Origin of the sequence: Citrobacter sp. CF971, assembly GCF_006385635.1 — a bacterium.
GTDB lineage: Bacteria > Pseudomonadota > Gammaproteobacteria > Enterobacterales > Enterobacteriaceae > Citrobacter > Citrobacter freundii.
Genome location: NZ_CP041051.1, coordinates 79,025 through 99,181, shown reverse-complemented (window position 1 = coordinate 99,181; position 20,157 = coordinate 79,025). Strand labels below are relative to the sequence as shown.

The following is a 20,157-nucleotide window of genomic DNA, read 5'->3' as shown; positions in this document are numbered from 1 at the left end:
TATAAGCCCTGGGAGTATATACCCATTGGGTTTCAGCCTGCGTTGAGGCGGGTATAATTAACTTAACGCATGGCTTTTGCTATGCTGGCGCTCAGAACAAGCGGATAAGAGTTATTATGCAATCCTGGTATTTACTGTACTGCAAACGTGGGCAACTTCAGCGAGCCCAGGAACACCTGGAAAGGCAGGCGGTGAACTGCCTGACGCCTATGATCACCCTGGAAAAAATAGTGCGCGGTAAACGTACCACAGTCAGTGAACCACTATTCCCTAATTACATGTTTGTCGAGTTCGACCCGGAAGTGATCCACACCACCACTATCAATGCCACTCGTGGTGTCAGCCATTTCGTCCGTTTTGGCGCGACGCCTGCGACAGTTCCTTCCCCCGTTATTCACCAGCTTTCTATCTACAAGCCTGAAGGAATTGTTGACCCGCAAACTCCTCAGCCAGGGGACAGCGTGATTATTACTGAAGGGGCGTTTGAGGGGCTAAAAGCGATCTTCACCGAACCGGATGGCGAAGCACGTTCCATGCTACTGCTTAACCTGTTGAATAAAGAGGTTAAGCAGAGCGTGAAAAATACCGGCTTTCGTAAAATTTAAGCCGTTTAGAAGGTCACTTCGAACAGTGTTCGGACGTTAGCATCAATGGTTGCTGACAGCCATTGAGGATTTTCCCCGCGCCAGTGGGCAATACGCTCAAGAATATGTGGCAGGTGCGCCGGTTCATTGCGCCGTGACGTCGGTTTAGGCGTTAAGTCGCGAGGGAGTAGGTAAGGCGCATCGGTTTCAATCAGCAGCCTTTCCACCGGAATAAACGGCAGCAGTTCCCGCAGTTCCATCCCCCGGCGCTCATCACAGACCCAGCCGGTGATACCGATATAGAGTCCCCGGTCCACGCAGTCCTGCATCTCCTGCCGCGTTCCGGTAAAACAGTGCAGCACCGCGCCTGGGAGGCTATCCAGCCACGGCTCCAGCAACGTCAGAAAACGCTCATGGGCATCCCGACAATGCATGAAAATCGGCATCTGCAGTTCAGCAGCAATGCGCAGTTGCGCCTCAAAAGCACGTTCCTGCTCCTGCGGTGTGGAGAAATTGCGATTGAAATCCAGACCGCACTCGCCAATAGCGACCACCTCAGACTGGTTTGCCAGCGCGATAATCTCGTCTTCCGTTGAGGATTGCCATTGGCTGCTGTCATGCGGGTGCACGCCAGCCGTGGACCAGCAATGCGGATAATGCTGTGCCAACTTTAGCGCCTGCTGGCTTTCGTGCAGGTTTGTTCCGGTCAGAAGCATACCGTTTACGCCCGCAGCAAAGGCGCGCGCCACAACATCATCCCTGTCTTTTGCAAATTGTGAACTGGTTAAATTAACGCCAATGTCAAACATGCTACCTCCCATATGACAACCGCCCTGACGGGCGGTTGAATTTACTCTTCTGTTTTCTCGGTGGCTTCGGCTTCTTTTGCTTCTTCAGCCTCGTTGTCCTCATCTCGCGTACGTCGCTTGCCGACATAGAAACGAGAGAAGAAAACGCCCACTTCAAACAGGCAGTACATCGGTATCGCCAACAACGTTTGCGAGAAGACATCTGGCGGGGTCAGTAACATCCCGACGACAAATGCCCCTACCACAACGTAAGGACGCTTCTTGCGTAAATCGTCTGGCGTCGTAATGCCCATCCAGCATAGCAGCACAATGGCGACAGGGACCTCAAAAGAGACCCCGAAAGCCATAAACAGAGCCATGACGAAACTGAGATAGCTGGCAATGTCCGTTGATACCTGTACGCCTTGCGGAGCCGTGTTGGCCAGAAAACCAAACGCCAACGGGAAGACAACAAAATAGGCGAATGCCATGCCGATGTAGAACAGCAACGAACTGGAGACCAGCAGCGGCACAACCAGGCGACGTTCATGTTTGTACAAAGCAGGCGCAATGAATGCCCATACCTGGTAGAGGATCACTGGCGCTGACAGGATCAGCGACACCATGAAGGTCAACTTGATTGGCGTAAAGAACGGCGAAGCCACATCGGTGGCGATCATCGTTGCGCCCTGCGGCATCTGTTTAATCAGCGGCGCTGCAACCATATGGTAAATGTCGTTGGCAAAATAAACCAACGCCAGAAAGATCACGATTACCGCAATAATGCAGTTCAGGAGTCGCTTACGCAGCTCAATAAGATGCGTGATGAGCGGTTGGGTATCTTCTACAGACATGTTTACGGTTTATCACTCGACGAGGGTGAGGATTCGACAACAGGTGCGGCAGCTTTCTTTTCTGCATCCATCAACGTAGCGGAAGTGTTTTCCGTCGGCTCTGGCGTTTTAGCACCCGTGGATTCCGGTTTTTGCTCCGGCGAACTGGCCTGATTTTCAGCGGCGGCAGGGGTGACCCCTTCTCGCTGCGCTTCACCTTCTTTCACCACCGGATTATGGATAGTGTGCGCTTCATCGCTCGCTTTCTCAGGATCGTGCACGCTGTATGAACGCTTCATCGATTCCGCCGCTTCACGCAGCTCATCCATTGACGCTTTCAGCTCCGGGGTCAGATTTGTCAGGCTCGCTTTCTCTACTTTCTTCAGGCTGTCCTGAAACTCCTGAAGCTTAAGCTCCTGGGTCAGTTCATTCTGAACAGTAGTTGCCAGGGAACGTAAAGCACGCACCCAGCCAGCAACCGTTTTTACCGCTACGGGTAATCGTTGCGGCCCCAGGACAATGAGGCCGATCACGAACACCAATAACAGTTCGCTAAAACCGATATCAAACACGGATTATACCTGCTCTTTATCTTGGCTTTTGGCGTCTTCCTTTTTCACTTCGCCCTGCTTATCGGTGATGGATTTAGCTGTAAAATCAGCGTCCTGGCTGGTTTTATCTTGCTTAGGCTCATCATCACCCATCGCTTTTTTGAAGCCTTTAATCGATGCGCCAAGATCGGAACCGATGGAGCCGAGTTTCTTGGTGCCAAATAGCAGTACAACGATGACGGCAATGATCAACAACTGCCAAATACTGATACCACCCATACATGTTCCTCTGTCATAGATGATGAATTAATAAGGCCGTAGTATACGTTACACGGCCTGCCTTGGGCGATGAAAAATTCAGCGCATTTTGCGCCAGCCGATTAACCAGGCTAAGACACCGCCTACCATCAACCAGCCCGGCATAAGCCCCCACTCAGGGCGGCTTACCAGCAGGAATGTTCCACTTAGCAACAATGTTGCGCCAATGCCCAATAAATAACGGGATTGTCCCTGGCGTACATGATTCGCGTGAAGCTCGCGGGCAATCTTATCAACACTGTGCTGTAAATATTTGCCCTGGCGCAAACTGTCATACACCAGTTCAGGTATTTCTGGCATTTTTTCGACCCAGAACGGTGCTTTTTCTTTAAATGCCCTAACGAGCGCCGGAATACCGACCTGATCTTTAATCCAGGATTCGAGGAATGGCTTAGCCGTTTTCCACAAATCTAACTGCGGGTAGAGCTGTCGTCCGACACCCTCAACGTACAGCAGCGTCTTCTGTAGCAATACCAGTTGAGGCTGGACTTCCATATTGAAGCGGCGCGCAGTGTTGAACAAATTCAACAGCACATGACCAAAGGAAATCTCCGCCAGCGGTTTTTCAAAAATCGGCTCGCACACGGTACGAATGGCAAATTCAAACTCTTCTACGTTGGTATCCGGTGGAACCCAACCAGAATCCACATGCAGTTCAGCAACTTTGCGGTAATCGCGGTTAAAGAACGCAATGAAGTTTTCAGCCAGGTAACGCTTATCTTCTTTGTTTAAAGAGCCCACAATCCCACAATCAATACCAATGTATTTCGGGTTTTCAGGGTGCTCATAACTGACAAAAATGTTCCCAGGGTGCATATCCGCATGGAAAAAGCTGTCGCGGAATACCTGAGTAAAGAAGACCTGAACACCACGTTCAGCCAGCAACTTCATATTGGTGCCGTTCTTCTCAAGCGTGGTGACATCTGAAACCGGGATACCGTAAATGCGCTCCATCACCATCATGTTCTGACTGCAATAGTCGGAATACACTTCCGGGATGTACAGCATCGGGCTATCTTCAAAATTACGTCGTAGCTGAATGGCGTTCGCCGATTCGCGCAGCAGATTTAGCTCATCAATCAACGTTTTTTCATATTCACGGACGACTTCTGTTGGTCGCAGGCGACGCCCATCTGGCAGCAGACGAGGAACCCAACGAGCCAGGCGGTAGATCAGTTTTAAATCCGCTTTGATGACCGGCAGTATGTCCGGGCGAATAACTTTGATCACCACCTCTTTGCCATTCGATTTCAATCGCGCAGTGTGAACCTGAGCAACAGACGCAGATGCCAGCGGCGTGATTTCAAAATCATCAAACCATTCCTCGACGGGCAGCCCGCCCATGGCCTCTTCGATTTGTTTTTTCGCTCTAAGCCCATCAAACGGGGCAACACGATCCTGCAATAGCGCAAGCTGATCGGCGATGTGCGGAGGGAAAAGGTCACGACGGGTGGAGAGCATCTGCCCAAACTTGATCCACACCGGGCCGAGTTCCTGTAAAGCCAGTCTCAGCCTTTCTCCCAGCGGTTTGTCTTTATGTCGGTTGGGCATCCAGAACAACGAGTATCGCCACAACCTAAGCGGCAGCGTGATTCGCATTTTGGGGATGAGTTCATCAAGACCGTAGCTTAAAAAAGTGCGAATGATGAAATAAAGGCGCCGTACTTCACCTGGCGTCATTTGGCCTCCAGTTTTTCCAGCCGTTTGGCCAGAGATTCAACCGCGCGCTCAACGGCTGCCGTTTCTTCAGCAAACCATGCAACCTCTAGTGGGCCAGGAGCCATGCGCCACTCTTCGGTGATCGCTTCGGCGACATAGCGCTGCTGGCGCTGAAAGTTATGGCACAGGAACTTCGCTCCACCACGCAAGACTTTGCTGACCCCTTCCGCGACGATATCGCCGGTATAGGGTGCTAACAGTTCTGCAGGATCCAACTCGGCCAGATCGGCCAGCGCAACAAAGTTCTGTACTACCTGGATATCACCCTGGACTTCCAGTTCACCGCTGCGGATAAGCGTGGTGAGTTGCTGTCTGTCACGCAATTTCGGTAACACACTGGCATATGTGATTACGGTGCAATCGGCTTCGCCTTCCCACGCCCCCAGCACATCGACCTGGCGCTCACTAAACACCAGGACTAACGATGTTGAAAATCCTTTGAGATCAACACGTAGCACTTTGCCCTGTAAACGCGTTCTGGCTGACTTGAGCGCAGGAGAGCGGTACAGAAAGGTGTTGAGCAGATTTTCAACGCCTGCGGTCACTAAGGGTTTTAAAGGCATCCCCACTCTCCTGTCAGAACTTGTAACCACGATGCAGCGCAACGACACCTGCTGTCAGGTTGTAGTAATCAACGCTTTCGAACCCGGCATCTTGCATCATTGCTTTTAAGGTGTCCTGATCGGGATGCATGCGGATGGATTCCGCCAGATAGCGATAGCTGTCCGCATCGCTTGCTACCATTGAACCTATACGCGGCAGAACATGGAAAGAGTACGCGTCGTAGGCTTTGCTCAACGGTTCGATAATCGGCTTGGAGAATTCCAGCACCAGTAAACGTCCGCCCGGCTTCAATACGCGGTACATGGAGCGTAATGCTTTGTCTTTATCCGTAACGTTGCGCAGACCGAAAGAGATGGTGATGCAGTCAAACGTGTTGTCAGGGAAAGGTAGTGCTTCAGCATTCGCCTGAACGTACTCAACGTTACCCACCACACCAATATTGCGCAGCTTTTCGCGACCCATTTTGAGCATTGAGTCATTGATATCCGCCAGCACAACTTTGCCGGTTTCGCCTACCATGCGAGAGAATTTCGCCGTCAGATCGCCGGTACCGCCTGCTAAATCGAGAACGGTTTGCCCGCGACGCACGCCACTGCAGTCAATGGTGAAGCGCTTCCACAAACGATGAATGCCAAATGACATTAAGTCATTCATAACGTCATATTTAGAGGCCACAGAATGAAAAACGTGGGCCACCATGTCAGCTTTCTGCTCTTTAGCGACGGTCTGAAAGCCAAAGTGCGTCGTTTCTTGTGAATTATCCACCATCTCAGTGCCTGCTCATCCAAAAAATGTTCGAGAAGTGTAACAGATTGGGCCAATTTGCCCTACCCTTCTGCCGGGTTCAACTACCCCAAATGGACTAGTTTAATTGCTGATTTACCGCTTCACCATCGGGGTAAGACGCATCTTGTTGCGTCTCAGGGACTGAGCGCAAGCGGTATTCTTCATCCTGCGTAGTGGCTTGCTCAGCCAGCTCAGGATTAATCTCGCGCTTAATTTCTACACCTAAACTGCGAAACGCTTCTGCCTGCGACAGGACGTTTCCACGACCGGAAGAGAGTTTTTTCATCGCTTGTCGGTAATTATCTTGGGCTTTGTCCAGGCTTTGACCTATTGCCGACATATCATCCACAAACAACCGCATCTTGTCATAAAGTTTACTGGCCCGATCGGCAATTTGTTGCGCATTACGACTCTGATGCTCGTAGCGCCACAGGTTGGCAATCGTGCGCAATGCCACCAACAGCGTGGTAGGGCTCACCAGCATAATGTTATTTCTAAGCGCTTCGGTAATCAGTTCGGGCTGTCTGTCGAGCGCCAGCAAAAAAGCGGGCTCAACGGGGATAAACATCAGAACATAGTCAAGCGTACGCAGCCCCGGAAGCTGCTGATAGTCTTTGCGGCCCAGCAGACGAATGTGGTTGCGCACCGAGGCGATGTGCTCCTGCAACGCGCTCTCGCGGGTGAATTCATCTTCAGCGTTAAAATAGCGTTCATAGGCGACCAGCGTCATTTTCGCATCAATCACCACATCTTTGCCCTGCGGTAATCGGACAATAACATCTGGCTGCATCCGCGAACGGGCGTCGTTTTCGATGCTGACCTGGGTTTCGTATTCATAGCCTTCGCGCAGACCGGAAGCCTCAAGCACCCGCGTGAGTACCACCTCGCCCCAGTTCCCCTGCGTTTTGTTATCGCCTTTTAATGCCCGCGTCAGGTTTACCGCTTCCTGTGCCATCTGCGCATTCAGCTGCTGGAGATTACGAATTTCGTGCGCCAGAGTATGACGTTCCTGTGCCTCTTTACCAAAGCTATCCTGAACCTGGCGTCGAAAACCGTCCAGTTGTTCGCGAAGCGGTGCCAGCAGGCTGTTCAGGCTTTGGCGATTTTGCTCATCTACGCGGCGATTGCTGTGCTCGAATATACGGTTCGCCAGATTTTCAAACTGCTCGCTCAGGCGCTGTTCGCTGTTGATCATCTGGCGAATTTTATCTTCCGCATGCTGTTGCGTTGCTTCCAGACGAGTGGTGACTTCCCGGAGATCAGCTTCCAGAGAGGTGTTGATACTGTGCAGGCTGCGCAATTCGTTATTAAGCAGTTCGCACTCATCACGCCAGTGGGCTACCTGTGAGAGTTGTTGCCGGGCGGCACTTAGCGCGATATCCAGTTCACGTCGTTCTTCGATGAGATCGGCACGGATCCTGTCGGCGTGCGCTTTTGTTGCCAGCCACCCAACCAGCAGCCCTGTGGCTAACGCCAGCACGGCACTCATCATAATTGAAATATCCACAACGCCCCCTTACAGCAACGACTTACCCGCACAAAATAGAATTGTGCTGTATAAACGTCCAGTTTAAAAGGAATTTCCTGCGAGGTACTACGCAAAATAAAAAGGCCGAACGCGTCGGCCTTTTTGAATAGGCGGGAGAATTACAGTAAACGACGCGCAGCTTCCACCACGATTTTTACCGCATGGCTTTCTGTTTGTTTCATCGTTTCCGCATTAGGGATCTCTTGCTGAGTACGGTTCACGATAACACCTGCGACCATACCGGCACGCAGACCCTGGCTTGCGCACATGGTCAGTAGCGTGGCAGATTCCATTTCGTAGTTCATAACGCCCATAGACTGCCACTCTTCCATCGAGCCTTTGAAACGGCTCACGACGCGACCAGAGAAGGTGTCGTAACGTTCCTGGCCCGGGTAGAAGGTGTCAGAAGATGCAGTAACGCCCACGTGGGTAGTGGCGCCGATAGATTTCGCCGCTTCCACCAGCGCAGTGGTGCACTCGAAGTCCGCAACGGCCGGGAACTCCATTGGCGCGAAGTGCAGGCTTGCGCCGTCCAGACGGACAGACGCCGTGGTGACCAGGACATCACCTACATTGATATGCGGCTGGATAGCGCCAGTCGTACCGATACGCAGGAAGGTACGAATGCCCAGTTGTGCCAGTTCTTCAACGGCAATAGAGGTTGACGGGCCGCCGATACCGGTAGAGCAAACGATCACGGCTTTACCATCCAGCTCAGCACGCCAGGTAGTGAACTCGCGATGAGATGCCAGCTTAACCGGCTTATCCATCAGCGCGGCGATCTTTTCCACACGCTCCGGGTCGCCAGGGACGATAGCAAGCGTAGCCCCTTGTAAGTCGCTCTTAGTGAGGCCGAGATGAAAAACATCAGACTTAGACATAAAAACTCCTCTGTGAATCGGTTTTGTCAGAAGAAGCAAAAACACACTTTACCGAAGGCATGAACATATTTTCGTGACAGTCATCACTCTGATGTAAATCAATTGCATTCAATTACCATCAAATAGTGATGCATATCACATAAATGATGCGATGTAAGGAAGCCCTGCACAAAAGATAGCCCGTTTAAGGCAATGTGGTTCGTTGCATGTGTCTATAGTTAACAATGCGCTTTTTGGCTGAATATTTAAGGGTACGGAGAATACCATGACAACACGACAATCTGGCTTTGCACCTGCTGTATCTCCACCGACGTCTACCACGGTTCACACTCCGGATAACGCGATTATCGCCGGTGTAACGTCCATACCTTCACAAGGCGATGATATGCCAGCGTATCACGCACGACCAAAACAAACCGATGGCCTGCTTCCCGTGGTCATTGTCGTGCAGGAGATTTTTGGTATTCATGAGCACATTCGTGACGTTTGCCGCCGTCTGGCTCTGGAAGGGTATCTGGCTATCGCACCAGAACTCTATTTTCGCGAAGGCGATCCCAATGACTTTGCCGACATCCCCACGCTGCTCAGCGGCCTTGTCGCCAAAGTGCCTGACTCTCAGGTACTGGCCGATCTGGACCACGTCGCCAGCTGGGCCTCCCGCAACGGAGGAGATGCGCACCAACTGATGATCACTGGATTCTGCTGGGGTGGACGCATTACCTGGTTGTATGCCGCACATAATCCGCAGTTAAAAGCGGCCGTGGCGTGGTATGGCAAACTGGTGGGTGATAAAACCCTCAACTCGCCGAAACATCCCGTTGATATCGCAACCGATCTTAACGCCCCCGTTTTGGGACTTTATGGCGGCCAGGATACCAGCATTCCGCAAGATACCGTTGAAACAATGCGTCAGGCGCTACGCGCCGCCAATGCTAAAGCGGAAATCGTGGTCTATCCCGATGCCGGACATGCCTTCAACGCTGATTATCGCCCGAGCTATCACGAAGAGTCCGCGAAAGACGGCTGGCAGAGAATGCTGGAGTGGTTCGCGCAATACGGTGGGAAGAAATAATTCCCGCCAGGCAAACCAATAAACAAAACGGAGGCATCAGCCTCCGTTTTGTTTTTACGCCTGACGCAGATTCTGCGCCGCTTTAACCATGTTTGCCAGCGCGGCGCGGGTTTCCGGCCAACCGCGCGTTTTCAGACCGCAGTCCGGGTTCACCCACAGACGCTCTGCCGGAATACGCTGCTCGGCTTTCTTCAGCAAAGCTTCAATCCACTCCACGCTCGGGACGTTCGGCGAGTGAATGTCGTAGACGCCCGGCCCGATTTCGTTCGGATAGTCGAACTCTTCGAACGACTCCAGCAGCTCCATATCAGAACGTGAAGTCTCAATAGTGATCACGTCCGCGTCCAGCGCCGCAATGGAGTCCATGATGTCGTTGAACTCGCAGTAACACATGTGGGTGTGGATCTGGGTTTCATCCTTCGCCACTGCCGCGTTAATGCGGAAAGCCTCCACGCCCCATTCCAGATATGCCGCCCAGTCGCTGCGACGCAGCGGTAAACCTTCACGCAGTGCCGGCTCATCAATCTGGATAATGCCGATCCCCGCTGCTTCCAGATCCGCAACTTCATCACGCAACGCCAGCGCAATCTGCTTCGCGATGGTTTCACGCGTCACGTCTTCACGCGGGAATGACCAGCAAAGAATGGTCACCGGACCGGTCAGCATACCTTTTACCGGTTTGTCGGTCAGTGACTGGGCATACTTCGCCCACTCCACGGTGATCGCTTCCGGGCGGCTGACGTCGCCAATGACTACCGGTGGCTTCACGCAACGGGAGCCATAGCTCTGCACCCAACCGTTCTGGGTAAAGACGAACCCGTCCAGATGCTCACCAAAGTATTCCACCATGTCGTTACGTTCGGCTTCACCGTGTACCAGCACGTCGAGCCCCAGACGCTCCTGTTCGGCGATCGCCTGTTTGATATGTTCCGCAATACCGGTGCGGTAGTTACCGGCATCCAGGTTGCCCTTTTTGAAGTCCAGACGCAGACCGCGAATTTCGGTGGTTTGCGGGAATGAGCCGATAGTCGTGGTCGGCCATGCCGGCAGATTAAAGCGGGCACGTTGCGCCTCGGCACGAACCGGATAAGCGTTGGCGCGCTGGCTGTCCTGGGCGGTGATTGCCGCCAGACGTTTTTCCACTGCGGCGTTGTGGACACGAGTAGAGTGACGACGAGCCTGAATCGGTGCGCTCCATTCGACAATTGCCGCCGTATCACCGCTGTTCAACGCATCACGCAGCAGCGCCAGCTCGCCGCATTTTTGCAGGGCGAAGGCAAACCAGCTCTTCACCTCTGCATCAAGGCGGGTTTCCACGCTGAGATCGATGGGGCTGTGCAGCAGGGAGCAGGAAGAAGCCACCCACAGGTCACGTTTCCCGACGATATCTTTAATTTGCGCGTATTTTTCGCTGAGATCGGCGCGCCAGACGTTGCGCCCGTTCACCAGGCCCGCTGACAGCAGCCAGTCGGCAGGCAGACGTTTGTGCAGCTCGGCGACATCATCTTTACCGTGCACGAAGTCAACGTGCAGTCCCTGCACCGGCAGCGCGGTAATGGTATCCAGGTTTGGCGTTACGCCTTCGAAGTAGGTGGTCAGTAACAGCTTCACCTGGCCCCGCAAGGCATCATAAGCTGGTTTGAAAGCGTCCAGCCACGCTTGCGGTAATTCCAGCACCAGAGCAGGTTCGTCAATCTGCACCCACTCAATACCCCGTTTTGCCAGCTCAGACAACACCTGCTGGTAAACCGGCAGAATGTCGTTCAACAGACTCAGGCGGTCAAACTGTTCGCCCTTCACTTTCCCCAGCCACAGGTAAGTTACCGGCCCCAGCAGCACAGGTTTCACCTTGTGCCCGAGCGCCAGCGCTTCGTCTACTTCATCCAGCAGTTGCGTCCAGGTCAGTTTGAACTGCTGACCTTTGGTGAACTCTGGCACCATGTAGTGATAGTTGGTATTAAACCATTTGGTCATTTCTGCCGCCGCCGCTGGCTCACCGGTCGGTGCGCGGCCACGGCCAATACGGAATAAGGTATCGATATCGACCGAGCCGTCTTTATTCTGATGACGAGCCGGAACGTTGCCGAGCAGCAGGCTGGTAGTCAGCACGTGATCGTACCAGGCAAAATCACCTACCGGCAGCAGGTCAACACCCGCCTGCTTCTGCTGCTCCCAATGGCGGGCACGCAGCTCGCGGCCAACGGCCAGCAATTCTTCACGGGAGGAATTTCCCGCCCAGTAGCTTTCTTGCGCTTTCTTCAACTCGCGACGCAGGCCAACGCGAGGGAAACCGAGGGTGTGATTCAATATTGTCATTTTTCTTCCTCTAATTATATGTAAATCCTATGAATTTTGAATTTAGGGAAGGCGGCAAGTTTACTCATCCCCAGGAGCTTACTGAAGTAAGTGACTGGGGTGGGGAAACTAAGCCAACGCACCATAAATTTAAAAGACGAAGGATTTTAGCCGTCCAGATGTTTACACATCCATAATTGGCGGTTACTGTATATTCCTCAAGCGCAATTTGTTCATGCCGAAGTGAAGGACTTTCATGATCGAGATTAAACACCTGAAAACGCTCCAGGCGTTGCGGAATAGCGGTTCGCTGGCAGCCGCCGCGGCGACGTTGCATCAGACCCAATCCGCTCTTTCTCACCAGTTCAGCGATCTGGAGCAGCGCCTTGGCTTTCGACTTTTTATCCGTAAAAGCCAGCCTCTGCGCTTTACGCCGCAGGGAGAAATCCTGCTGCAGTTAGCTAATCAGGTGTTGCCGCAAATTGGTCGTGCGCTGCAGGCTTGCAACGAACCGCAGCAAACCCGGCTGCGAATCGCAATTGAATGTCACAGTTGTATTCAATGGCTGACGCCCGCGCTGGAGAATTTTCGTGCCAACTGGCCGCAGGTGGAGATGGACTTTAAATCCGGCGTGACGTTCGATCCGCAACCAGCGCTACAGCAGGATGAGCTGGATCTGGTGTTAACCTCAGACATCCTGCCGCGCAGCGGATTGCACTACTCACCGATGTTTGATTTTGAAGTCCGCCTGGTACTGGCGCCTGACCATCCGTTGGCCAGCAAAACGCAAATCACGCCGGAAGATTTGGCCAGCGAGACGCTGCTCATTTACCCGGTGCAACGGAGTCGACTGGATGTCTGGCGACATTTCTTACAGCCTGCGGGCGTGAGTCCGTCGCTGAAGAGCGTGGATAACACCCTGCTGCTGATTCAGATGGTTGCAGCCAGAATGGGTATCGCGGCGTTACCGCACTGGGTGGTGGAGAGTTTTGAACGCCAGGGTTTAGTAGTGACTAAAACCCTGGGTGATGGATTGTGGAGCCGACTGTACGCCGCCGTGCGTGATGGCGAGCAGCGACAGCCGGTCACAGAAGCGTTTATTCGCTCAGCGCGGAATCACGCCTGCGATCATCTGCCGTTTGTGCGGAGTGCGGAACGACCCACTTTCGATGTACCCACAGTGAGGCCACTATCACAGCCGCGCCAATGATGAAGCTTGGCCAGTGAGGCTGTTGATGCCAGATAGCCAGGTTGACCAACAGCCCGGCCGGCACATGCATATTGTTCATGATGCCCAGCGTACCGGCATCCACCTGGGTCGCGCCGTAGTTCCACATAAAGTAACCAATGCCGGACGCTGCCACGCCAAGAAAGACCAGGATACCCCACTGTAGCGTAGTGGTAGGCATTTTCTGCGCATTGCCCAGCATGAACCAGGCCACGACAGCCACCATAAAGGCACCCATATAAAACCAGGCAAAAGCGTTATGCTGTGGCATTGGGCGGGTTTCCATCAGACGCTTGTAGCCCACCATACCGATGGCAAAACTAATGTTGGAAAGCTGCACCAGCAGCAGGCCAGTCCAGAAGTGGCTGGTTACCTGATCGTAACGAATAATCCCCGCGCCAATCACCGCCAGTAACGCACTGAAAGCGTAGCTCCAACGCAAACGGCGCCCGCTCATCAGGTCATAAATCAGCGTGATGTAGAGCGGCGTCAGCACGGTGAAAAGCAACAGCTCTGAAACCGTCAGATACAGGTAGGCGTGAAAACTCAGCATATACATAATGCCAAGCTGCATGGCCCCCACCAGCATATATAGCGCGATCGTTTTTACGCTGTGCCCACGGGTTCGTAAAAACGGCAGGAACACCAGCGCCGCGAGTCCAACGCGCACCAGCACCGCAAAATAGCTATCGACATGACCAGCAAGGTACTCGCCAAACAGGCTGAAGGAAAAGGCCCACAAAATAGTGGTAATGATGAGTAGCGCCACAATGGATGTCTCTTAGAACAGGGAACATCCATTGTAGCGGAGAGTTTAGTTGACAACTGGTCAACTAAAGAACAATTACTTTAAAAAGAGATCGCGCAGGTAGTGCGGCACGGCATCGTCGGCGTTGAGTCCGATGACTTCCAGCTCCGGATGCAGATCCTTCAGGCGCTGGTGGGCATTGCCCATGATGCAGCCTTTGCCCGCCATGGAGAGCATTTCCGCATCGTTCATCCCATCGCCAAAAGCGATGCAGTCTTTCAGGCTGTAGTCCATCGCTTTCGCTACCGCTTCCAGCGCATGACCTTTCGACACGCCGCCCGCCATGACTTCCAGACAGGTAAGCGTAGAGAAGCTGACGTTGACGCGATCGCCCCAGCGGGCGTTAATCGCCTGCTCCAGCGGTAGCAGTCTTTCGTGAGAGTCGGTGGTGAAGAACACTTTGCTGATGCCTTCCGGCTCCAGTAGCGCAGGTTCAAACAGGGAATAGTTAAACACTGCTTCTTTGAAAAAGCGCATTTCGTCCGGACGATGGCGATTCATAAACCATTCATCATCGCGATAAACGTTGGTCACGATGTCCGGGTTTGCATTCACTACGCCAAACAGGTCGCTGGCAATGTCGCGATCCAGGTTATGGGAAAAAACCAGATTCCCGTCAGAATCATGCACCCGCGCGCCGTTGGACGTAATCATGTAGGTTTTAATGCCGAGGTTATCGCGAATTTGCCCCACATCAACATGATGACGGCCAGTCGCAAACACGAAGTTAACGCCGCGAGCGGTCAATAACTTCAGCGTCTCTTTGGCATAAGGGGACAGAGTATGGTCGGGGGAAAGCAGCGTACCGTCTAAATCAGACGCAACAACCTGATACATAAGAAAATTCAACCTCTAGGCAAAGCGGGTTCCGCTGGATGAGTTATGCTTGTCGAAAAATTCGACAATAGCGTTAAGCGCGACTGAGCGCATGGCGTCCTTTTCAAAAAGGATCTCATGGTACGCGCCTTTTATGACAAGCGGCTGACCTCCTTCTACAGGATGGCCCGCTGCGGCGCGGAGTTCACAAAAACGATCGTGCATGCGGTTATCCACTACACGTTCTTCTTCAGCCTGAATCAGCAGCGTCGGCGTCGCATCATCCCCAGCGCCAGCCAAAACCTGTTCACCAGCCAGAATCCCTTCGCGTACCCAGTGATAGGTGGGACCGCCAACGCGCAACCGCGGCTCATCAGCATAGAAGCGTAGATTGCGCCGATAGCGCTGTCGACTATGGGTTAACGCATTCATACCGAACGGCAGCGCCCGCCAGCGCCCGGTTCCCATCGCATAGCCTTCGCGGATCCGCGGATGCCCTTCAGCCCAGTCCAGAATGTGGCGCACCATCCAGTCGGGAAAGCGCATCACAATACCAAACATCGGTGCACAAAGCGCGATGGCATCACACTGATTCGGGTGGCGCTGCAGGAATAACGTGGCAATCGCCCCGCCCATTGAATGCGCCAGGATATAGCGTTTTCTCCACGGGCCGGGTAGCACCTCCTGCTGCCAGAAGGCGGTTAGATCGTCGACATAGTCATTAAAGTTATCGACATGACCGCGATGTGGATCCGAAAGCATTCGCCCGGAACGCCCCTGACCACGGTGATCGATAATGAGCACGTCAAAACCAGAATGAAACAGGTCATACGCCAGTTCAGCGTATTTCACATAGCTTTCAATGCGTCCAGGACAGACGACGATGACGCGATCGTTTTTTTCTGCATGAAAACGCACAAAATGTACGGGGATATCATCCACACCCGTAAATTCCGCTTCTTCCCGCTGACGCCAGAAATCTGTCAGTGGCCCCATGGAAAAAGCAGCAAACGCGTTTTCTCTTGTTTCCCAGTCTTTTTGCTGCTGAAACATCGGGTATCCAGCCTCGCTGACCAAGTAAAATCGTTTTTTTCGCCGTCGCTGATACAACCTAACGGCAGTAGCGTATTGTGGCATAAAAATAGACAATCCGGGAGTTTCTCATGACCTTTGAATGGTGGTTCGCCTACCTGCTGACCTCTATTATTTTGAGCTTGTCTCCAGGCTCTGGCGCAATCAACACTATGACCACTGCCATCAGCCATGGTTATCGCGGTGCCAGCGCGTCGATTGCAGGTTTACAGACAGGGCTGGGCATTCATATCGTTTTGGTAGGCGTGGGGCTAGGAACGCTATTTTCACGTTCGGTGATCGCGTTTGAGGTGCTGAAGTGGGCGGGAGCGGCCTATCTGATTTGGCTGGGTATTCAACAATGGCGGGCTGCGGGCGCTATCGATCTGAACACCATAGCGAATACACAATCACGCAGCCGCCTGTTCAAACGCGCGGTCTTTGTGAATCTGACCAACCCCAAAAGCATTGTTTTTCTTGCCGCCCTGTTCCCGCAGTTTATCCTGCCGCAGGAACCGCAACTGATGCAGTACGTGGTGCTTGGCGTTACGACCATCGTGGTCGATATCATTGTGATGATCGGTTACGCGACGCTGGCCACGCGCATTGCAGGATGGATTAAAGGGCCAAAGCAAATGAAGGCGCTGAACAAAGTGTTCGGCTCGCTGTTTATGCTGATAGGCGCCCTGCTGGCATCGGCAAGGCATGCCTAGCCAATGGAACGGCACTCGCAAAGAAATGCTAACAGTATGAACGTCTGAATATGACTTTCCGTACTTAGCCGCAAAGGAGGAAAAGTCTTTTATTCTGCGCTGTTAGGTGTTGAATACCAGTGTAAGAATGCCGCCACTCTCACTTCTCACGGATGATGGACGATGGCGGAAGCAACGACACCCCATGACGCAGTATTTAAGACCTTCCTCTCCCGCGTGGAAACCGCGCGGGACTTTATCGAACTTCATCTTCCTCCCTCGTTAATCAAAATCTGCAAACTGGAAACGCTCCGTCTGGAATCAGGCAGTTTTGTGGAGGACGATCTGCGCCCCTATTTCAGCGATATTCTCTACTCACTGGAAACCACCAGCGGACAAGGCTATGTACATGTGCTTATTGAGCATCAAAGCTCACCTGACAAGCATATGTCATTTCGCCTGATGCGCTACGCTATCGCCGCGATGCAACGTCATCTTGAGGCTGGAAACGACACTCTACCGCTGGTGATTCCAGTGCTCTTTTACCATGGCAAGCAAAGCCCATGGCAAGGCTCAATGAACTGGCTGGATCACTTTGAGGATTCGGGAACCGCCCTTCAACTTTACAGCACACCGTTTCCGTTGGTGGATGTGACGGTTATTCCAGATGATGAAATCATGCAGCATCGCAGTATGGCGGCGCTGACATTAGTGCAAAAGCATATTCGCCAGCGCGACATGGCACAGCTGCTGGATAAACTTACCCGCCTGTTTATGCTGGAGAAGATGAGCGGACAACAAATAACCGTGCTGGTAAACTACATGGTGCAAGCAGGGAATACACAAGATGTTCAGACATTACTGTATAAGCTGGCACAGCGTGTGCCGCAGCATGGAGACAAACTGATGACAATGGCGGATCAACTAAAGCAGATAGGCCGTGAAGAGGGCAAACGCATTGCCCTCACTGATGTAGCAAAAGCAATGCTCAAGCGAGGTCTTGATACCGATGCGATTATGGAAATGACCGGCCTTTCGAAGGATGAATTACAGAAGCTTGCGCAATAAACCGTACTCCGCCTGGGACTCCCAGGCGGGTAACAAACTTAGCGCGAAATAATCAGGTGGATGCCGAAACCCGCGAACAGCGCCCCGGCAAAACCGTCAATCCACTTCGCCAGGCGCTGATAGCCACGACGCATCTTCGGCAGCGCAAACAGGCTGGCAACCACGGTAAACCACGCCAGCGTTTCCACAATAATCAGGGCAAAAATCCCCCAACGCGCTCCCGTTCCGACGTTGTCGCCAACAAATAACGAGAAGACGGAGCCAAAATAGATAATGGCTTTAGGGTTCGCCAGATTGGTCAGCAGGCCTTTCAAGAAGCTGCGTCCGCTCTGCGCCAGCTCAACCTGCGGAGTGGGAGCTGCAACATCCTGTTTTTTAAACGCGCCGCGCAGCATCTGATAACCCATCCAGCACAGATACAGACCCCCACCTACCATAATAATGGTGTGCAGCCAGGCCATTTTTTCGATAATCAGATGCAGGCCGAGCAGTGCCACGCCAGCCCAGACCATGACGCCGCAGGTAATACCCAGCACGCCCATCATCGCCTCTTTGCGCGAACGGCTAACCGCAGTTTGAGAAACAAAAAAGAAATCGGGACCGGGGCTCATCAGCGCAACGATATGCACCAACGCAACGGTGAAAAATAGCGTTAACATAAAAATGACTCGCGGGGGAATAGTTCAGTGAGTCACCATCCTGGCACTTTTTTGCCCTGCTGACTACTCTTCGTCATCACCATCAACGTGTGCGCGGATAAGCGCCATAAACTCTTTGCCAAAACGTTCAAGTTTACGCATTCCCACGCCGTTGACGCTCAGCATTTCACTCGGTGAAACCGGCATTTGTTCGGCCATTTCAATCAACGTAGCGTCGTTGAACACCACGTACGGCGGGATGTTCTCTTCATCGGCAATGGCTTTACGCAGCTTACGCAATTTGGCGAACAGTTTGCGGTCATAGTTGCCGCCGAAGGATTTCTGCATCGCGCGCGGTTTCAGCGCCACAATACGCGGCACGGCAAGCTGTAGTGGAACTTCACCGCGCAGCACCGGACGCGCGGCTTCGGTTAACTGTAACGCGGAGTGATGAGCAATATTCTGCGTCACCAGGCCCAGGTGAATAAGCTGGCGAATAACGCTCACCCAGTGTTCGTGGCTTTGCTCGCGACCAATGCCATAGACCGGCAGTTTGTCATGAGCCAGTTCGCGAATACGCTGGTTATTCGCTCCGCGCAGCACTTCCACGACATACCCCATGCCGAAGCGTTGGTTAACACGGTAAATCGTCGACAGCGCTTTACGCGCATCCATGAGTCCGTCGTACTGCTTTGGCGGATCGAGGCAGATGTCGCAGTTACCACACGGCTCCTGACGCCCTTCGCCAAAATAATTCAACAGCACCAGGCGACGACAGGTTTGTGCCTCGGCAAACGCCCCCATCGCGTTGAGCTTATGCCGTTCGATATCCAGCAGTTGCCCAGCGGGTTTCTCTTCGAGGCAACGGCGTAGCCATGCCATATCAGCCGGATCGTAAAACAGCATCGCTTCCGCCGGTAGACCATCACGCCCGGCGCGGCCGGTTTCCTGGTAATAGGATTCGATATTGCGCGGAATGTCGAAATGCACCACGAAGCGTACGTTAGGTTTGTTGATCCCCATACCGAACGCCACGGTCGCCACCACGATTTGCAGATCGTCGCGCTGGAATTTCTCCTGCACCTCGGCGCGTACGGCATTTTCCAACCCGGCATGATAAGCCCCGGCGCTGATGCCACGGCTTTGCAGACGCGCGGCGGTGTCCTCGACTTTAGCGCGACTGTTACAGTAGATAATGCCAGACTTACCGCGCTGCTCTTGCACGTAGCGCATCAGCTGATCGAGCGGCTTAAACTTCTCCATCAACATGTAGCGAATGTTCGGGCGGTCAAAGCTGCTGATCTGAATTAACGGGTCGTTGAGTCCCAGCAGACGCACAATATCCAGCCGGGTTGTCTCATCCGCGGTCGCGGTCAGCGCCACAAACGGCAGGGTTGGGAAACGTTGGCGCAACTGTCCCAGCGCCGCGTATTCGGGGCGGAAATCATGCCCCCACTGCGAAATACAGTGCGCTTCATCAACCGCCAGCAGCATCGGATTCCAGTGCGCCAGATGCTCAAGGAAGTTATCCAGCATCAGGCGTTCGGGCGCAATGTACAGTAAGCGAATCTGTCCTGTACGACAGCCTGCCATCACCTCAAGCTGCTGCTCACGACTTTGAGTAGAGTTAAGGCACGCCGCCGCCACGCCGTTGGCCAGCAGTTGATCGACCTGATCCTTCATCAAGGAAATCAGCGGAGAAACAACAACGGTGAGTCCGTTTAGCAATAATGCGGGAATTTGATAGCACAGGGATTTACCGCCGCCGGTTGGCATAACGACCAGGCAGTCGCGACCAGAGAGCACGGTATCAATGATTTCTTCCTGACCAGGGCGAAACTGTTGGTAGCCAAAGGTTTCTTGCAAAACCTGTTTAGCGCCCATTTCCAGATTCAACACTTCCGCCTGCGCCACATT

20 protein-coding genes are annotated in these 20,157 nt (G+C 53.1%); 5 read left to right on the top strand and 15 right to left on the bottom strand.

From position 1 onward, the window contains the following. Positions 1-116: 116 nt before the first annotated feature. Positions 117-605: a transcription/translation regulatory transformer protein RfaH gene (gene rfaH, locus E6P06_RS03970; protein WP_003017881.1), complete on the top strand. Its 489-nt coding sequence runs from the start codon at positions 117-119 to the stop codon at positions 603-605. 5 nt (positions 606-610) lie between these two features. Here rfaH and tatD read toward each other — a convergent pair whose 3' ends face one another. The 9 genes from tatD to udp all read right to left on the bottom strand — a co-directional run bounded on the left by tatD (position 611) and on the right by udp (position 8,552). Continuing rightward, positions 611-1,393 carry a 3'-5' ssDNA/RNA exonuclease TatD gene (tatD, locus tag E6P06_RS03965; protein ID WP_003017882.1) on the bottom strand — a complete coding sequence of 261 codons (783 nt, stop codon included), beginning with the start codon at positions 1,391-1,393 and terminating at the stop codon, positions 611-613. Between the two features lie 41 nt (positions 1,394-1,434). Further along, positions 1,435-2,226, bottom strand: a complete 792-nt coding sequence (gene tatC, locus E6P06_RS03960) for a Sec-independent protein translocase subunit TatC (RefSeq protein WP_003017884.1) — start codon at positions 2,224-2,226, stop codon at positions 1,435-1,437. Between the two features lie 2 nt (positions 2,227-2,228). Then, positions 2,229-2,777 carry a Sec-independent protein translocase protein TatB gene (gene tatB, locus E6P06_RS03955; RefSeq protein ID WP_003841235.1) on the bottom strand — a complete coding sequence of 183 codons (549 nt, stop codon included), beginning with the start codon at positions 2,775-2,777 and terminating at the stop codon, positions 2,229-2,231. Between the two features lie 3 nt (positions 2,778-2,780). Next, positions 2,781-3,035 (bottom strand): Sec-independent protein translocase subunit TatA, encoded by a 255-nt coding sequence (tatA, locus tag E6P06_RS03950; protein ID WP_003017888.1) that lies wholly within the window; start codon positions 3,033-3,035, stop codon positions 2,781-2,783. A 78-nt stretch (positions 3,036-3,113) separates the two neighbouring features. Then, positions 3,114-4,754: a ubiquinone biosynthesis regulatory protein kinase UbiB gene (gene ubiB / locus E6P06_RS03945; RefSeq protein WP_003017891.1), complete on the bottom strand. Its 1,641-nt coding sequence runs from the start codon at positions 4,752-4,754 to the stop codon at positions 3,114-3,116. Then, positions 4,751-5,356, bottom strand: coding sequence for a ubiquinone biosynthesis protein UbiJ (gene ubiJ / locus E6P06_RS03940; protein WP_003017894.1), 606 nt, complete (start codon positions 5,354-5,356; stop codon positions 4,751-4,753). The genes ubiB and ubiJ overlap by 4 nt, the downstream gene beginning before the upstream one ends. A 13-nt stretch (positions 5,357-5,369) precedes the next feature. Next, entirely contained in the window at positions 5,370-6,125 is a 756-nt protein-coding gene (ubiE, locus tag E6P06_RS03935) for a bifunctional demethylmenaquinone methyltransferase/2-methoxy-6-polyprenyl-1,4-benzoquinol methylase UbiE (RefSeq protein WP_003017897.1), read from the bottom strand. 94 nt (positions 6,126-6,219) lie between these two features. Next, positions 6,220-7,650, bottom strand: a complete 1,431-nt coding sequence (gene rmuC, locus E6P06_RS03930; RefSeq protein WP_139934961.1) for a DNA recombination protein RmuC — start codon at positions 7,648-7,650, stop codon at positions 6,220-6,222. Positions 7,651-7,790: 140 nt separating this feature from the next. After that, positions 7,791-8,552, bottom strand: coding sequence for a uridine phosphorylase (udp, locus tag E6P06_RS03925; protein WP_003017903.1), 762 nt, complete (start codon positions 8,550-8,552; stop codon positions 7,791-7,793). Positions 8,553-8,817: 265 nt separating this feature from the next. On the opposite strand from udp, the gene E6P06_RS03920 reads away from it, so the two are divergent. After that, positions 8,818-9,624 carry a dienelactone hydrolase family protein gene (locus E6P06_RS03920; RefSeq protein WP_139934960.1) on the top strand — a complete coding sequence of 269 codons (807 nt, stop codon included), beginning with the start codon at positions 8,818-8,820 and terminating at the stop codon, positions 9,622-9,624. Positions 9,625-9,678: 54 nt separating this feature from the next. Here E6P06_RS03920 and metE read toward each other — a convergent pair whose 3' ends face one another. Next, positions 9,679-11,940 (bottom strand): 5-methyltetrahydropteroyltriglutamate--homocysteine S-methyltransferase, encoded by a 2,262-nt coding sequence (gene metE, locus E6P06_RS03915; protein ID WP_032938482.1) that lies wholly within the window; start codon positions 11,938-11,940, stop codon positions 9,679-9,681. A 235-nt stretch (positions 11,941-12,175) separates the two neighbouring features. On the opposite strand from metE, the gene metR reads away from it, so the two are divergent. Beyond that, positions 12,176-13,129, top strand: a complete 954-nt coding sequence (gene metR, locus E6P06_RS03910) for an HTH-type transcriptional regulator MetR (RefSeq protein WP_003841224.1) — start codon at positions 12,176-12,178, stop codon at positions 13,127-13,129. Here the strand turns inward: metR and E6P06_RS03905 are convergent. From E6P06_RS03905 to pldB, 3 genes are all read right to left on the bottom strand, one after another. After that, a complete protein-coding gene (locus E6P06_RS03905) occupies positions 13,017-13,916 on the bottom strand; it encodes a carboxylate/amino acid/amine transporter (protein WP_003844634.1) in 900 nt (299 codons plus the stop codon). The two genes, metR and E6P06_RS03905, sit on opposite strands and share 113 nt — an antisense overlap. Positions 13,917-13,991: 75 nt before the next feature. Next, the gene (yigL, locus tag E6P06_RS03900; RefSeq protein ID WP_060854522.1) at positions 13,992-14,792 is read right to left on the bottom strand and encodes a sugar/pyridoxal phosphate phosphatase YigL; all 801 of its coding nucleotides are present in this window, start codon (positions 14,790-14,792) and stop codon (positions 13,992-13,994) included. A 15-nt stretch (positions 14,793-14,807) separates the two neighbouring features. Next, the gene (gene pldB, locus E6P06_RS03895; protein WP_003017911.1) at positions 14,808-15,824 is read right to left on the bottom strand and encodes a lysophospholipase L2; all 1,017 of its coding nucleotides are present in this window, start codon (positions 15,822-15,824) and stop codon (positions 14,808-14,810) included. Positions 15,825-15,934: 110 nt separating this feature from the next. On the opposite strand from pldB, the gene rhtB reads away from it, so the two are divergent. Both rhtB and E6P06_RS03885 read left to right on the top strand, forming a co-directional pair. Further along, complete coding sequence (gene rhtB, locus E6P06_RS03890) at positions 15,935-16,555, top strand: homoserine/homoserine lactone efflux protein (protein ID WP_003017913.1); 621 nt, start codon at positions 15,935-15,937, stop codon at positions 16,553-16,555. Between the two features lie 162 nt (positions 16,556-16,717). After that, positions 16,718-17,602, top strand: coding sequence for an Rpn family recombination-promoting nuclease/putative transposase (locus E6P06_RS03885; protein ID WP_032938478.1), 885 nt, complete (start codon positions 16,718-16,720; stop codon positions 17,600-17,602). A 38-nt stretch (positions 17,603-17,640) separates the two neighbouring features. Here E6P06_RS03885 and rhtC read toward each other — a convergent pair whose 3' ends face one another. Further along, positions 17,641-18,261 (bottom strand): threonine export protein RhtC, encoded by a 621-nt coding sequence (gene rhtC, locus E6P06_RS03880; RefSeq protein WP_003828942.1) that lies wholly within the window; start codon positions 18,259-18,261, stop codon positions 17,641-17,643. 63 nt (positions 18,262-18,324) lie between these two features. Further along, positions 18,325-20,154 carry an ATP-dependent DNA helicase RecQ gene (gene recQ / locus E6P06_RS03875; RefSeq protein ID WP_003841217.1) on the bottom strand — a complete coding sequence of 610 codons (1,830 nt, stop codon included), beginning with the start codon at positions 20,152-20,154 and terminating at the stop codon, positions 18,325-18,327. Between the last annotated feature and the right edge of the window lie 3 nt (positions 20,155-20,157).